The sequence below is a fragment of the Bacillus sp. FSL K6-0268 genome, assembly GCF_038005425.1.
Taxonomy (GTDB): Bacteria; Bacillota; Bacilli; order Bacillales; family Bacillaceae_G; genus Bacillus_A; species Bacillus_A thuringiensis_S.
On sequence record NZ_JBBOTF010000002.1, the window covers coordinates 399,671 to 414,485 of the forward strand.

Consider the following 14,815-nt stretch of genomic DNA (forward strand, 5'->3'; position numbering starts at 1 on the left):
AATCAGAGAAAGAATCTATGCCAAATAGAGAAATTCTCTTATGAAGTCGTGTTATTCCAAGGAACCGTTCTAGTTTCTATGACTTGGTTTATCGCTTGTAAGACCGATTGTTTTTGTTTTTTCATGGTACTCATAAAGCTTCGTATCTGACAAAAAGATTCTGCGCCTTTCTTACTTCGGAAAGTCCCAGACACTTTCTGTTTTACTTTCGTCATCCGAATATCCCGTTCTGCTTGATTGTTATCAAATGGAATGGCTGGATGTTCTAAAAACGCTAGAATTCTGTCAGAATACTTGACGAAGCGATTCCATAAATTTTGAGAAGGCGTCTGCTTTCCTTTCTTCTTTTGTTTCGTGGAAAGAATCTGTTGTTCTTTCAATATGGATTGATACATAATAAACAGATTCTTTTGCGTCGCTTTTGGCATGGTACCTTCGGATTGCTTTTTCATCGTCAACGCTTGCGTTAGAAATTTCTGCATCTGTTGTGCCCATTGTTCTCCAGTACTATCTATAATTCCTTGTAAATCTCGTAAGAGATGGGCATTACATAAAACGTGACGACAATCTGTATACGCATCATACGATTTCCAACCATCATGCATCGCAATTCCAGAAAAAGATGGCAAGATTTCTCCAGCATCCATTGCTTCTTTTCCACGTTTTTGATGAATATGTTGCAATGTCACCTCCGGTGTACTGGCAGTATGTAACCATTGTGTTTTGTTTTCTACACGCATACCAGTTTCATCAAAATGGACAACAGGAGACTGCAGAATCTTTTCCTTTACTTCTTTTATGAATGGCTGCAATTGAGAAGCGAAAGCCTGTGTATGATTTACCAGGGTTCCTTCGCTTATAGAATGTCCAAAACAATCCTGAAAGAATTCTTTTGTTCGCTTCAAAGAAATGCATTGATAATGCGTTAAATAGGGAATCAGTCTTTTTATATTTGGACCATATTGAACAGGACGAGATACTGTCGAAGGAAATTGGGCTTCTTGGATAGAATGGCAATGTGGGCATTCTTTCTGTTCTACTTTATGTTCTGTCACTTCGATCTGAATAGGTGGTAAGTCATACACTTGGCGAATGCGATACCCTTTTACAGGCTCGTGGTTCAAGGAAGTATGACAACAAGTACAATATGTAGGAGAATGTGTAATCGTATGATCTGGAGTCGCTGTCAAACCAAGAGTATGTCCCTTGTGGCCCAACTGGCCACCCGTTTGACGATGAGACGGTTTGCGCAAACTTTTTGTAACGGGCTTACCCAAACCATCTGTAGAAGGTGGCTTATGACTATTTTTGGAGTTTTTTTTTGAAGCATTTTCTAGTTCTTGTATACGTTTTTCTAACTTAGAAAATGTTTCTTCAAATAAAGAAATAACAGCTTCAGGTCCTTTTTTATATGTATCTAAAATAATTTTTCGATCGACCATAAGATTCACCTCCCCTGTTTGATATACTCAGTATTTACAAATGGGAGGCATATGAAACTAGTAAAATTTAAAAAAGACACCGAAAGGTGGCTGAGTAGTTACAAAAAATAATCGGCGTTTTTGAGGTTTCTCTCATTTTATTACACTCTATTGATAAATTTTTATCTTCCTGATAATTAAAGGTTTGTAGGCTATCAATAACACCTGTCAAAAATGAAAAGAAAGACAAGGGAACCAATTAGTTCTGGTTAGTTAACCTTGATAGCATTTCCTTTAAGACTTATAAAAACAAGAAGTGGATATAATCCTTATAATGGGTATTTTTACAAACAAAGAACAGATTATTTCAATAATCTGTTCTTAAATAAATGATACAATTTTTGTATAAATCATATCATTATATTAATTTTCTTTCGGAAGCACAATCCTCTTATACAATTGAACTGTAATGAAATAGTAAATGGAGTAAATCACTACGAAAATAGTAATTGGTAACCAAATACGAAAATATGGATCCGGCAAAAGAACACCAAACATATTCATACCAACTAATACGTGAACAATACCGACAATTGCTGGGATTAGAAATACAAAGAATAACTCCTTATAAATCGATTGTGTTAACAACTCTCGACGAACACCAATTTTACGAAGCATTTGATAACGTGTACAATCTTTAGATCCACCAGACAGAACTTTAAACATCAGACAACTTGCCATCATTGCTAAGTAGGCAATACCGACGAAGAAGCCCATAAACATCAGTCCACTAAACATACCATGAAAAGCATCATACATTCGATATTTACTCCGCCATTCTTCAGGTTTCACATTTGTATATTTAACTGCCTGCAATTCATCAAGTTTTTTCCATTCTTTTAAGTAGGATTTAAAATTATCTGTTTTCCCAATAAATACAGTGCTTTCTCGCCCTTTTATACTATGGTACATGTTTTTGTCTACGATTTGTATTTCATGATCAGGATACATATAATATGGCTGAATGGTTTCAAAAGCTTCACTCCATGGTTCTGGTGACTTTTTCACGTTTGCACCAATTGGTAATTCTTCTGAAACTCTCTTTGTTTTCCCGAAATCTTCTCTCTTGGTTACATGTGCTGCTACTAAAGGACGATGGTTTTCTAGCTCTTCTTTTATATAATAAATATATTTATCATCTACTTTGTATCGATATTCGAGCTTCTCTTGAAATGAGATACCACTCAAAATTTCCCTTTCTTCCGCTGTTGGATTATGAACGACTGAATCGTAAATGTTACTACCATTAACCATTTTTATTACATTGTTTTTAAATGCCATACCACTAGAAATCCCACCAGCTCCAAGAGCCACTAACAATGCTACCGTGGCGAGTACATTTGCTAGGCTATTCATACGAAAGCTTAATTGTGCAAAAGTAAAAGCATTCAGGCCTTTTTCACTATGTTTTTTATTATTCTTTAACTTGTTAATTATTACTGGAAGCAGTGAGCCAAATAAAAGATACGTACCAAAGGTTGCTGTCGTTAATCCAAGAGCCATTAATCCAAGGGCAGCCATTCCTGCTTGTGGAATATAGATAAGTGATACATAACCACCCCCTAATAAAATAATACCTAGGAAAGCAACTACCGTTGTCATTTTTCCTTTTACTACAATACGCTCTGTTTGTGTATCTGCATGTACAAGTTGTAATACAGAAATACGAGATAATTTAATGCCATTCATAATTGCCGATAAGACAAATAATGTAAGGAAGAAGATGCAAGTAACAGTCATAGATGGTAAATACAATGATTGATAACCTGCTCCAGTAAATGCCAATTGTTTCATTAATAATTGACCGATACCTTCTGCAAGTCCTACACCTACCGCAATCCCGATTGCAAGAGAAATCAAGCCCAATACGATTGTTTCGATAAACATAAGTAAGGTAACTTTATGCTTTTTTGCTCCTAACATCATATACATGCCAAACTCTTTTTGACGAAGAGATAACAAGAAAGAGTTTGCATATAAAATGTAGAAAAATGTGATAATCGCTAACAGAAAGGAACCAATGTGGAATATAGATACAATATCCTTAATAGTAGAATTAGATTCCAGAAACACCTTATTTAACGAGAGCGTTTGAAACATATAAAAAGTTGAAATAGATACGATAAGACCAACAAGTAAGACAATATAATCTTGTAATTTACTTTTTAGCCCTGACATGGAAAGTTTGAATAACATGCTCTAGAACCTCCTTTCTTACGCTTTTTGTGTGCCTAAGTCCGCAAGCACATCTAAAATTTCTTTATAAAACTCTTCACGTGTACCGCCGCGGTGAATTTCTTTATATAGCTCACCATCTTGAATGAATAAAATACGCTGACAGTAACTTGCACTATACGGATCATGTGTAACCATCATAATAGATACGCCTTGCTCTTTATTTAAGTTTGTCATCGCATCAAGTAAACTCGTTGCATTTTTAGAATCAAGCGCTCCTGTTGGCTCGTCCCCTAAAATAATGGCAGGTTCATGCACTAACGCACGTGCTGCTGCTGAACGTTGTTTCTGTCCACCAGATACTTCAGATGGATACTTTTGAAGTATTTCTGTAATCCTTAACATATCCGCTACTTTTTCTACTTTCGGTCCAATATTACGTGACGCGACACCTTGAAGAGATAATGGAAGTGCGATGTTTTCATAAATAGATAAGTTCTCTAATAGGTTAAAGTCTTGGAAAATGAATCCTAATTTTTGTGAACGGAAATCAGAAAGTTCACCTTGCTTCATTTTCGTAATATCCGTACCCGCAATTTCAACAACGCCGCCCGTTGCTTTATCAAGTGTTGAAATTACGTTTAATAATGTCGTTTTACCAGAACCAGATGGCCCCATAATTCCGACAAACTCCCCCTCTTGAATGGAGAATGAGACACCTTTTAACGCATATGATTGATTTTCTCCTTTTTTACCGTACACTTTTTGGACGTTTTTCACGTCTACAACTGGTTTCGTCATATATATCCTCCTACGTTTGTTTTTTCATTATCTATTTTGTGTTTTTTCGAGATGAATCGCTATTTAATAACATTACATTTCCCTTACATTTTTGTAAGATGCAATTTATCTGGGGTGCCTTGAAATTTATTCGTTATTTTTTACCACAATTGAGCTTATATCTGGGATAAACTTAGAAAATATCCCCTAGAAATACTTAGGTTTATACAAAACTTCGCTTTATATCAATAAAAAATATTTTTAAATGCCCTATTAGGGATCACACGACCGAAAAAATAAAATTTTACGATAAGTAACATTTTTACATAGGAATTTGCTTTTTATATGTAAAGAACTAAATTGGTATCTTATTTCCATTACCGGCACATATAACCTCGATTGAATCTTACAATGTTGTAATTTTAATGTAAGCTAAATAAATAGCATGTATAAAAGAATAAATAGTATTTTAAAGCTATCAGCATCTATAACCCATTTTTTATATTTAAATAATAAAACTGGGATAGAGAAAATTAAAAATAATTTGCAATGTAAATTATAAATAAATGGAGGATTTTAATTCATGGCAAAGTTTTTTTATGCTTGCACGGTGGTAGTAGTACTAGGAATCGTGTATTATTACTATCAATCTCAACCAAACGTGTTACTTGTATCTGGAGTTCAAGAACAAGTAACAAAAGTAACCGAAGAGTATCAATCTAAATTAAGTTCATCTACACAATACACTGAAAAACAATTATGTACCCGTGAATTTAACGAATTTCCCGAAAGAATTCTCCCTCCTCAAGCGTGTGAAGGGCGTAGCCCAACGGTAGGTGGGAGATGAATGTCAGTTTGGCGTAACCAAAAGGTTTTCCTTTTTATTTCGCCTCTGATGTAATCAGTCTTATAAATTATAAAGGATGTTATATAAATGAAATGAGATAGTCATAACCATTCAGTATTCTTGTTGTATTATCACCTTGTGTTGGTCGTAAAATACAGAAGAAATGTGTTTGATGATGATATGTCAGACTATGCAACAGATATGTTTGTTGGACTATCTGAAAACTATAACATCACATGAGTTGAATGGAATCATGATGTAGATCACGTTCCTATTTTGTTCAAGGCACACCCTAATACAGAAATGACAAAATTTATCAATGCTTATAAAAGTGCAAGTTCTCGACTTATTAAAAGAGACTTTCCACAAGTGAAAAAGAAACTTTGGAAAGAGATGTTTTGGTCAAGAAGTTTTTGTTTGCGAACTACTGGTGGTTCGCCAATAGACGTAGTAAAAACATATATTGAAAATCAAAGTGAAAAGTGAGATAATATGAAGTGACCTCCTAGATTATCAAGTCAGGGATTTTAACCCATAATAATGAATGAAAACATTATGAATGGGGTTATACCCTATGATAATAGGAGGCCACTATGGAAAATATAATATATATTGGGATGGATGTCCACAAGGAAAGTTTTAGCTTATGTGCACTACACGGAACAACTGGGGAAATTGTAAGAGAAGCACGATGTGCTTCAAATGTATCTCTCGTAAAAAAATTCGTTGAGAAACTGAAAACAAAATATGGTGAAGATATAAAAATTAAAGCTGGATATGAGGCTGGTTGTTTAGGGTATTCACTTCATAATCTTCTTGAACAAAATGGAATTGATTGTGATATTTTAGCTCCCACAACAATGTACAGTTCATCAAAAAACAAAATGGTGAAAAATGATAAATTCGATGCCAAAATGATTGCTCTTAATTTAGCAAATGGCACCTATAAAGAAGTATATGTTCCAGAAGAAGAGGATGTTGCCGTGAAAGAGTATATCCGCATGTTAGGTGATTTTAAAACATCTTTGAAAAAAATAAAACAACAGATAAAAGCATTCCTTTTAAGACATGGCTATGTGTATGAAGGGAAATCAAGCTGGACAATCGCTTATATGAAATGGTTAAAGAATCTTGATCTACAAGGATTATTCAAAGAAACGTTAGGCGAATACCTATTACAGTATGATGTTCTAGTCGATAAAATTGAGCGGTTCAGTTTGAGATTAGAAGAATTATCTCATCGTGAAAGGTACGAAGAACCAATCGCAAAGTTAAGATGCTTAAAAGGTATAGATACAACATCGGCAATGACTGTTCATGTGGAAATTGCAGACTTCACTCGTTTTCCCACGGCTAAAGCATTTATGGCTTATGTAGGATTGACGCCAAGCGAAAGCTCAAGTGGAGAGAAAATCAGTCGACGTTCGATTACAAAACAAGGAAATTCGACCGTTAGGTCTACTCTTGTAGAATGTGCAAATGCGTTGGTAAAAGGAGCAATCGGATTAAAATCGAAGCGAGTGAAAGCAAGACAAAAAGGGCAACGAAGCGAAGTGATTGCTTATGCGGATCAGGCTGTAGAAAGGTTACAAAGAAAATATTATCGCATGATATATCAAGGGAAGCCTAGAAATGTTGCCGTTACAGCTATCGCAAGAGAACTGGGGTGTTTTATATGGGGATTAGAAACAGGTAAAATTCACCGAAAATAAAGAGGGAAGGATATGAAGTTGATTGATTCATAGTTAGAAATCAAAGGTATCAATTGATGGCATAGATGAGCTTCAGAGATAGTGAATTACAGGTCTGGCTATCTATGACTCACCTCTTCTGGCATGGCTGAAATTCTGATAAACAAGCTATTTATTAGAATTTGAAAAGGTGTGATCCACGCAGTGAGATTATAAGAGCCTAACGACGAACCATTAACCTGAGGTAACCAATCCACGAATAACAGAGTGGTTAACTGTCGATAGATCTTATTTCTGAAGCTTTTGTATGCCATCAAGAAAAATATTATGGGTGAAAAACTATTGACAAAGGTCACTTCATAACAGGTGAAATGATAGGGAAAAGCAGAATAAAGCATATACATTCCGTTTGTATCCAACAGAAGATCAAGCACATCTTATGCGTAAAACCTTCGGTTGTGTACGTTTCGTGTATAACAGAATGTTAGCTGAACGGAAAGAAGCGTATGAAAAACATAAAGATGATACGGATCAACTAAAGAAACAAAAGCTTCCCACTCCTGCAAAATACAAAGCAGAATTTGAATGGCTAAAAGAAGTTGATTCATTAGCTTTGGCAAATGCGCAACTAAACTTGCAAACTGCCTATAAAAATTTCTTTTGTGGTCAAAATGACTTCCCCACATTCAAAAGCAAAAAAGCCAGAAAGTCTTATACAACGAATGTAGTGAACGGAAATATTATGTTGCGTAACGGTCCTATCAAATTGCCAAAACTGAAAATGGTACGTATCAAACAGCATAGAGAAATACCACAAGGCCATATAATCAAGTCATGTACGATTTCTATGACACCTACTGGTAAATACTATGTGTCCATTTTGACTGCATACGAAAAAGAGATCGTACAAAAAGAAGTAGAAACAGTTGTTGGATTAGACTTTGCGATGGATCAATTATACGTCAGTTCTGAGGATGAGAGAGCCAATTATCCTAAGTTCTATCGTGAAATGGTATACCGTTTAGCAAAGGATCAACGAGTATGATCAAGACGTACAAAAGATTCAGGGCGTTGGAATAAACAACGTATCCGTGTAGCTAAGCTGCATGAACAAGTAGCAAACCAACGTAAGAACTTCCTTCATCATAAGTCTAAAGAGTTAGCGACTCATTTTGATGTTGTAGCTATTGAAGATCTAAATAGGAAAGGAATGTCGCAAGCACTTCATTTTGGAAAAAGTGTCGCTGACAATGGTTGGGGTATGTTCACTTCTTTTTTAGCTTATAAACTACATGAACAAGGCAAACAACTTGTGAAAATAGACAAATGGTTTCCTTCCACAAAAACATGTAGCAGTTGTGGAAATGTGAAACATATGTCATTGTCTGAGCGAGTCTATTCTTGTATATGCGGTGTAAATCTCGATAGAGATGATAACGCAGCTATCAATATCAAAAATGAAGCAATACACCTATTGGCATTAGCATAGATAGCAATCAAATAACCCTTGGAACAAGGGAGTTAGCTCGGCTGTCTTAGGACGAATTCGTTAGCTACCAAAAGTAACGACTAACCGAGAAGCCCCCACTTCAAACAGTCCGTTAGGACGTTAAGTGGCGGGTAGTTCACAGATACAGATGGAGCATCTTGCAAAACATTGAATCTATACGAGTTTTAAAAAAACTACAACTGATAAGTTACTACAGGAAAAGATGTTACAAAAAACAATACGTCCGCGTGTTACAGAACCCATGGATTCCTTACCATCCATCACAAAAGAAAAAGGTGTGGCATACGGAAAAAATATTCCGAACGAAGGAATTAAAATTGGAGATCGTAGAATTTCTGTGACAAAATACGAGGATGAATTAGGTATTGGCGTTGGACAAGGGCAAAAAACGCAACAAAAACCACATGTGTTAGATGACTACACTACACATCGCGTCATTCAAGTATATACCGATCAGCTTGAATTTTTGCCAATATATATAATACAACTCGAAAGATGGCAAACTGAAGTGAGTTTAACACTCAATCAACAAAATGAAATAAAACGACTGCTAGAACAAGTAATTATTAATTGCTTTTAACAAATCAATGTTTGGAACTAAACGGAACAAAAGCATTTAGCCTACCTTCTGACCACAATTCATCTCCACCTGAATTGTTGAGTCTCACCCGTAACACAAATCAGATGGCGTCTTCTTGCCGAAAAGGATAAATAGCAAAACAGTTTTTACTTTTAATGAAAGAGCTCTGTATACTAGAGCAATCCCTCTGTTGTTAAGTTTCCATTCTGAATTTCCCTTAAATATGCGCATTGCACAAACTAAGGTATTATCTTTTTTCATTATTTTTCTTTAAAAAACCAACATATCATGCGATTCTTCTTACTGTCCTATAGATTAGCTCAAAAAAATTTACAACAGAACTAAAAAATATGCTATCCCAATTAAAAAATATGCTATCCCAATTAAAAAATAAGGGTAACTACTCAGCTTAATTAGGAAAAAGGGCATACCAAATACATGTTTTCATTCGAAAACATAAAAAAGAAAAGACTCCAATAAGAGAAAGAATCTAAATCAAACAGAGAATTTCTCTTATGAAGTTGTGCGATTCCAAGGAACCGTTCCGGTTTCTATAACTTGTCCTATCGCTTGTAAGACAGATTGTTTTTGTTTTTTCATGGTACTCATAAAGCTTCGTATCTGGCAAAAAGATTCTGCGCCTTTCTTACTTCGGAAAGTCCCAGACACTTTCTGTTTGACTTTCGTCATTCGAATATCCCGTTCCGCTTGATTATTATCAAATGGAATGTCTGGATGTTCTAAGAATGCTAGAATTCTGTCAGCATATTTGACGAAGCGATTCCATAAATTTTGAGCAGGCGTCTGCTTTCTTTTCTTTTTTAATTCTGTAGAAAAGACTGGTTGTTCTTTCAATATAGCTTGATAAACAGTAAACAGGTGCTGTTGCTTTACTTTTGGCAGATTTCCTTTGTATTGTTTTTTCAGCGTTAAAGCTTGCGTGAGAAATTTCTGCATCTGTTGCGCCCATTTTTGCCCCGTACTATCTATAATTCCTTGCAAATCTCGTAAGAGATGGGCATTACATAATACATGTCGGCAATCTGTATACGCATCATACGATTTCCAACCATCATGCATCGCAATTCCAGAAAAAGACGGTAAAATTCCGCCCGCATCCATTGCTTCTTTTCCGCGTTTGTGATGAATATGTTGCAATGTCACCTCCGGTGTACTGGCAGTATGTAACCATTGTGTTTTGTTTTCTACACGCATACCGGTTTCATCAAAATGGACAATAGGAGACTGCAGGATCTTTTCCGTTACTTTTTTTATGAATGGCTGCAATTGAGAAGCGAAAGCCTGTGTATGATTTACCAGGGTTCCTTCGCTTATAGAATGTCCAAAACAATCCTGAAAGAATTCTTTTGTTCGCTTCAAAGAAATGCATTGATAATGCGTTAAATAGGGAATCAGTCTTTTTATATTTGGACCATATTGAACAGGACGAGATACTGTCGAAGGAAATTGGGCTTCTTGGATAGAATGGCAATGTGGGCATTCTTTCTGTTCTACTTTATGTTCTGTCACTTCAATCTGAATAGGTGGTAAGTCATACACTTGGCGAATGCGATACCCTTTTACAGGCTCGTGGTTCAAGGAAGTATGACAACAAGTACAATATGTAGGAGAATGTGTAATCGTATGATCTGGAGTCGCTGTCAAACCAAGAGTATGTCCCTTGTGGCCTAACTGGCCACCGGTTTGACGATGAGACGGTTTGCGCAAACTTTTTGTAACAGGCTTACCTAAACCATCTGTAGAAGGTGGCTTATGACTATTTTTGGAGTTTTTTTTTGAAGCATTTTCTAGTTCTTGTATACGTTTTTCTAATTTAGAAAATGTTTCTTCAAATAAAGAAATAACAGCTTCAGGTCCTTTTTTATATGTATCTAAAATAATTTTTCGATCGACCATAATATTCACCTCCCCTGTTTGATATACTCAGTATTTACAAATAGGAGGCATATGAAACTAGTAAAATTAAAAAAAGCCACCGAAAGGTGGCTGAGTAGTTACAAATAAGGATAGCATATTTTTCTTCATTTACTGATAAAGTGATTAAATTTCTTTCTGTGTAGCCATATTCTATTGTAACTACATTTCACTTAGATTCCCAATAATCCCGTGACAATAGCTGGTAATCCCAAAGCTGCATACACTGTAATCATACCTAAAAAACCTGCCATGTATGTTCCCTCCTCGAATAAATTAAATATAAAACATAAATTAATCCTACATTTTATATAGTACACTTTAATAATATTATATTTTTGAAATGTATAAAGTTTAAGTTTGTCCGTAATTAAGACGAGCTTAAATACTTAGTCACAAGATCCTTGTTGTAGGGTCATCGCTACCCAACTAAAATCCTAAAAAATCAATTATATTAGAGGATATTTCTTCTTTTTCAAAGGCTACATGCTGAGAATTTAAAAATATGACTCCCGCTAAATATAGAAATCCTCTTCTTGATATTAACTAATTTTCTATTTTAAAGCGTCCTTTATAATGGGGTACCGTTTATAGATTCAAACTTATTTTTCTTCCAAAATCGAACAATAGAAACCTCATATTTATAGATCCATTGACTAAAATCAGGGGAATCTCTATTTTTTTTGCATTGCCTCTTGGAATAATCGATCCTGTATTCCCACTTTCACTTCGTTTAGAAGAGGCGGAATTCCCCAGTAAAGGCTTCTATCGAATTCTAATTTATTAGGTTAGTTCCACAGTACTTGCGATTAGAAATCTTATCACTTCATTCTTCTGCTTGATACTCGCGTTCCTATCTCTATCGTGGGGTATAAAACAAGCAGTTCAGCTTCATTTACCTAGGTTTACATTTTTAACGTCTTTGTTTTGATATCTACAACAAGAGCATATTTGGCTGGAAGTAAATGTTTTCAATATGGCAATGACTTGTTTACCGTGCCATTTTGCTTTGTATTCGAGCACAGTTCTAAAAATGCACTCATGATACCCCATTACTTGATTTTGCTAACTTATGATTCTGTAACCTATTCAATACTTGCAAATCCGCTACACTAATCACATCGTAGTTTTTGATGAACTTCAGTTGAGGCTTTGTCCAAATAATTTTTTCTAGTATTCGTCATGTATTCATAAATACTAACTACTTTTACTCGCTGCTTATGTCAACGAGAAGATCCTTTTATTCTTCCAACAAGAACACTCGCCAACTCTTCTTCTCATGACCGAAAAAACTTCAGATTTTTAAAGATTGGGTTTTCGGAAGTTCTTACGTTTCTGTTTCAACTCACAATGACACAAAGTATCTGCCAGAAAGAACCTTAATAAATACTGACGATTCATGAAATACATTGACCACTCTGTGTTCTTCTCTTTTTCACATGTAAAAAGAGCCCTTTCAACCCACTATTTTTTATGGATTTCAAATTTGGCTCTTATAATTGTTCATCTATATTGTTTTGTAAATCAATCAGAATCCTGGTTTTTAATTCTGATAATGTTGCATTTAAACTTTCCTTTGCACTCCCTTGGCTTTTACTCCTTATTTCCTTCCTAAAACCATCCTTGACTTTCTGTGGAAGCATATTAGCCGTCACACTTAAAAATTCCCTGTTAATAACTGAATTTATCATAACCATAATTCCCTCCACAAAATAATACAATCACGCTTGTTTGGGACTCATTCCAGTTGTTTTCAGTCATCATTTACCATCGCTGAATCTGCCGTTTACAACACCTTAGCCACCTTCAATAAACTCAATGTCCTTTACCCTATATTGTACTATTCTCTCTATTTACATTATCATCGAAATGGTAATATAGATTTCATTTGATCTGTTTTTGAATCTATAATAGATACAAGTCCTGTATTTGCATTTGTAATATATATTTTATCTTGATTTACAGTCGTTTGCACACCATTTATTGACGGATTGGATATCCCCATTGTTATAGGATAATTGTTTACATCCTTTCTTGTAATAAAAAATAATACAAAAACAATAATCAAAACTATCCATACAAATAACCATGTACCTGTTAAATAATTCTCTTCAAAATCTCTCTCTTCAGGCTGTGGATTCGTTATGGATATATTCACATTATTCTCCATATACTCACCTCTGCATACATAGTATATATTAACAAACTATGCAAAAAAATTTTATTGGTTATACCAACCAATAAAAATCCGCCAATCCAAACCCCAAAAGTCTCCTCGCTAAGAACCATCTTCAAAAATGCAGACGGGTGCTTCCTCTTTGAAAAAGGTTATTTGTATAGTTCGTTGTTTTCATCTCCCTGTTATAGTAACAGTAACCTAATCATGTTTCCTATAGCAATAACGTTATAAGGAAAGTTTTCACATGTACAGTTGCACCTCTTTCATAGATAGTGATGCCGCTGTTTTTATTTATTTCTCTGAGAAAGTCGTTATTATTTTATTCAGCAAACCAATCATATACTCCTTCACCAACTTTAACATTATGATATTTTCCATCTCATTAAAAATTAGAATAGTACATTCTAATTTTGTTGAATAGATACACTTACTTACGAAATCTTGTCCTCATTTTGACCTAGATAATCCATTGTAAGCAAATACTGTATACTAGCAATAAAATTCATAATACATAAATTAGATCTAATAAACATCATGAACAAGCATTACTATATACTCCTCATTTCGATATTTAAAACCAAAATGACGATTAAATACGAATAATGAGTATCCCCATAGCTAAAATTCTGTTATACCCCAAATCCCTATTATCATCCCTTTAACAAAGGTAATTTTTCAAATCATATTATTAAACCATCTATGGTATAGTAAAGACAATCCAACATTCTCCTTCCCCCTACAGAAGGTAAATTGGGTTTTCTACCTATACTGCACACCCATGACAAAGCCGATTTAGAACAACATCCATTCGGCTTTGTCTTTATTTTTATGTAGTGAGAATACAGAGAGTTTCATGGTTATTCTAGAAACATAAATTAGAACCCTTCTAGGACAAAATCGAGTTTTTACAATTTATTCTTTTTATTTCTAATACACGGATTGAGTTTAAACCCTCTCTAAAATCGTACAAAACCGGATTCTTTATGTAAACAGCACATCGCAGCGCTTTCTCCCTAAATAATATGTCCATTATCATCCCCATGCTTTAAGCATAATCGTTTATATCTAAAACGCGAGGCCACTATTTTATTTTTTGAAAAAGCCTGTATACATATCCGTAAAGTTGCGAACAAACGACTACATCACAATACAATTTACTTCCTTTAGCCAAACAAATTCTTTCTTCCGAGCAAGAAGTTTGGCAGAATTCTTTGTGCTACGAAGGGTACCTAACTTGTGTTTCAATAAGTCGAAGTTGCGATTGTATTTGTCAATTCATAAAGCACGAACCTGTAAACATGTTGACTTGCCCTTTACCAGAAACGGGATGGAGATGTGCGTATAGTCAAAGGAATCGTTTTGGTTATTCTACACACATACTGATCTTTTTAAAATCGGAACAATTTTGTATGTACTCTTTTTCACTTTTGTAGAAAGTACACTTTTCGCATCTGTAATCGCTTGATTTTTAACCGCGCTTGGGAGGTTGGCTTCCATCTCCTTTGTGCTTTGTTTCGCTTCAACCATTTCAGATACTAGTGTATGGATAAGTTGAATAGAATCAGAACTACTTTGTTTCAATAGCCTGATTTATTCTTTTGTTGGCAATCATTTCATTTTGACCGCGATAGTTTGTG

At 34.9% G+C, this 14,815-nt stretch carries 9 protein-coding genes and 4 pseudogenes; 5 read left to right on the forward strand and 8 right to left on the reverse strand.

Annotated features, from left to right (window positions below; all coding sequences use genetic code 11):
• Window positions 1-38: 38 nt before the first annotated feature.
• The 3 genes from tnpC (MHI28_RS32805) to MHI28_RS32815 all read right to left on the reverse strand — a co-directional run bounded on the left by tnpC (MHI28_RS32805) (window position 39) and on the right by MHI28_RS32815 (window position 4,457).
• Window positions 39-1,442 carry an IS66 family transposase gene (gene tnpC / locus MHI28_RS32805; RefSeq protein ID WP_100910632.1) on the reverse strand — a complete coding sequence of 468 codons (1,404 nt, stop codon included), beginning with the start codon at window positions 1,440-1,442 and terminating at the stop codon, window positions 39-41.
• A gap of 402 nt (window positions 1,443-1,844) precedes the next feature.
• Window positions 1,845-3,677, reverse strand: coding sequence for an ABC transporter permease (locus MHI28_RS32810; protein ID WP_340828704.1), 1,833 nt, complete (start codon window positions 3,675-3,677; stop codon window positions 1,845-1,847).
• A gap of 18 nt (window positions 3,678-3,695) precedes the next feature.
• A complete protein-coding gene (locus MHI28_RS32815; RefSeq protein WP_340828705.1) occupies window positions 3,696-4,457 on the reverse strand; it encodes an ABC transporter ATP-binding protein in 762 nt (253 codons plus the stop codon).
• A 562-nt stretch (window positions 4,458-5,019) separates the two neighbouring features.
• Here MHI28_RS32815 and MHI28_RS32820 point away from each other — a divergent pair.
• The 5 genes and pseudogenes from MHI28_RS32820 to MHI28_RS32840 all read left to right on the forward strand — a co-directional run bounded on the left by MHI28_RS32820 (window position 5,020) and on the right by MHI28_RS32840 (window position 9,064).
• Window positions 5,020-5,283 carry a hypothetical protein gene (locus tag MHI28_RS32820; protein ID WP_340828706.1) on the forward strand — a complete coding sequence of 88 codons (264 nt, stop codon included), beginning with the start codon at window positions 5,020-5,022 and terminating at the stop codon, window positions 5,281-5,283.
• A 120-nt stretch (window positions 5,284-5,403) separates the two neighbouring features.
• Window positions 5,404-5,769, forward strand: a pseudogene (gene tnpA / locus MHI28_RS32825) (IS200/IS605 family transposase).
• A gap of 107 nt (window positions 5,770-5,876) precedes the next feature.
• A complete protein-coding gene (locus tag MHI28_RS32830; protein ID WP_277548338.1) occupies window positions 5,877-6,995 on the forward strand; it encodes an IS110 family transposase in 1,119 nt (372 codons plus the stop codon).
• Between the two features lie 388 nt (window positions 6,996-7,383).
• Window positions 7,384-8,463: pseudogene (locus tag MHI28_RS32835) on the forward strand (RNA-guided endonuclease TnpB family protein).
• A gap of 223 nt (window positions 8,464-8,686) precedes the next feature.
• Window positions 8,687-9,064, forward strand: a complete 378-nt coding sequence (locus MHI28_RS32840) for a hypothetical protein (protein WP_445661806.1) — start codon at window positions 8,687-8,689, stop codon at window positions 9,062-9,064.
• 513 nt (window positions 9,065-9,577) lie between these two features.
• Here the strand turns inward: MHI28_RS32840 and tnpC (MHI28_RS32845) are convergent.
• The 5 genes and pseudogenes from tnpC (MHI28_RS32845) to MHI28_RS32865 form a co-directional block, all read right to left on the reverse strand.
• A complete protein-coding gene (gene tnpC, locus MHI28_RS32845) occupies window positions 9,578-10,981 on the reverse strand; it encodes an IS66 family transposase (RefSeq protein ID WP_340828062.1) in 1,404 nt (467 codons plus the stop codon).
• 801 nt (window positions 10,982-11,782) lie between these two features.
• Window positions 11,783-12,321: pseudogene (locus MHI28_RS32850) on the reverse strand (RNA-guided endonuclease TnpB family protein); the annotation flags it as partial.
• A 171-nt stretch (window positions 12,322-12,492) separates the two neighbouring features.
• A complete protein-coding gene (locus MHI28_RS32855) occupies window positions 12,493-12,696 on the reverse strand; it encodes a hypothetical protein (protein WP_340828707.1) in 204 nt (67 codons plus the stop codon).
• A gap of 164 nt (window positions 12,697-12,860) precedes the next feature.
• Window positions 12,861-13,169: a hypothetical protein gene (locus MHI28_RS32860; protein WP_340828709.1), complete on the reverse strand. Its 309-nt coding sequence runs from the start codon at window positions 13,167-13,169 to the stop codon at window positions 12,861-12,863.
• Window positions 13,170-14,363: 1,194 nt separating this feature from the next.
• A pseudogene (locus tag MHI28_RS32865) lies at window positions 14,364-14,705 on the reverse strand (RNA-guided endonuclease TnpB family protein); the annotation flags it as partial.
• Window positions 14,706-14,815 lie beyond the last annotated feature (110 nt).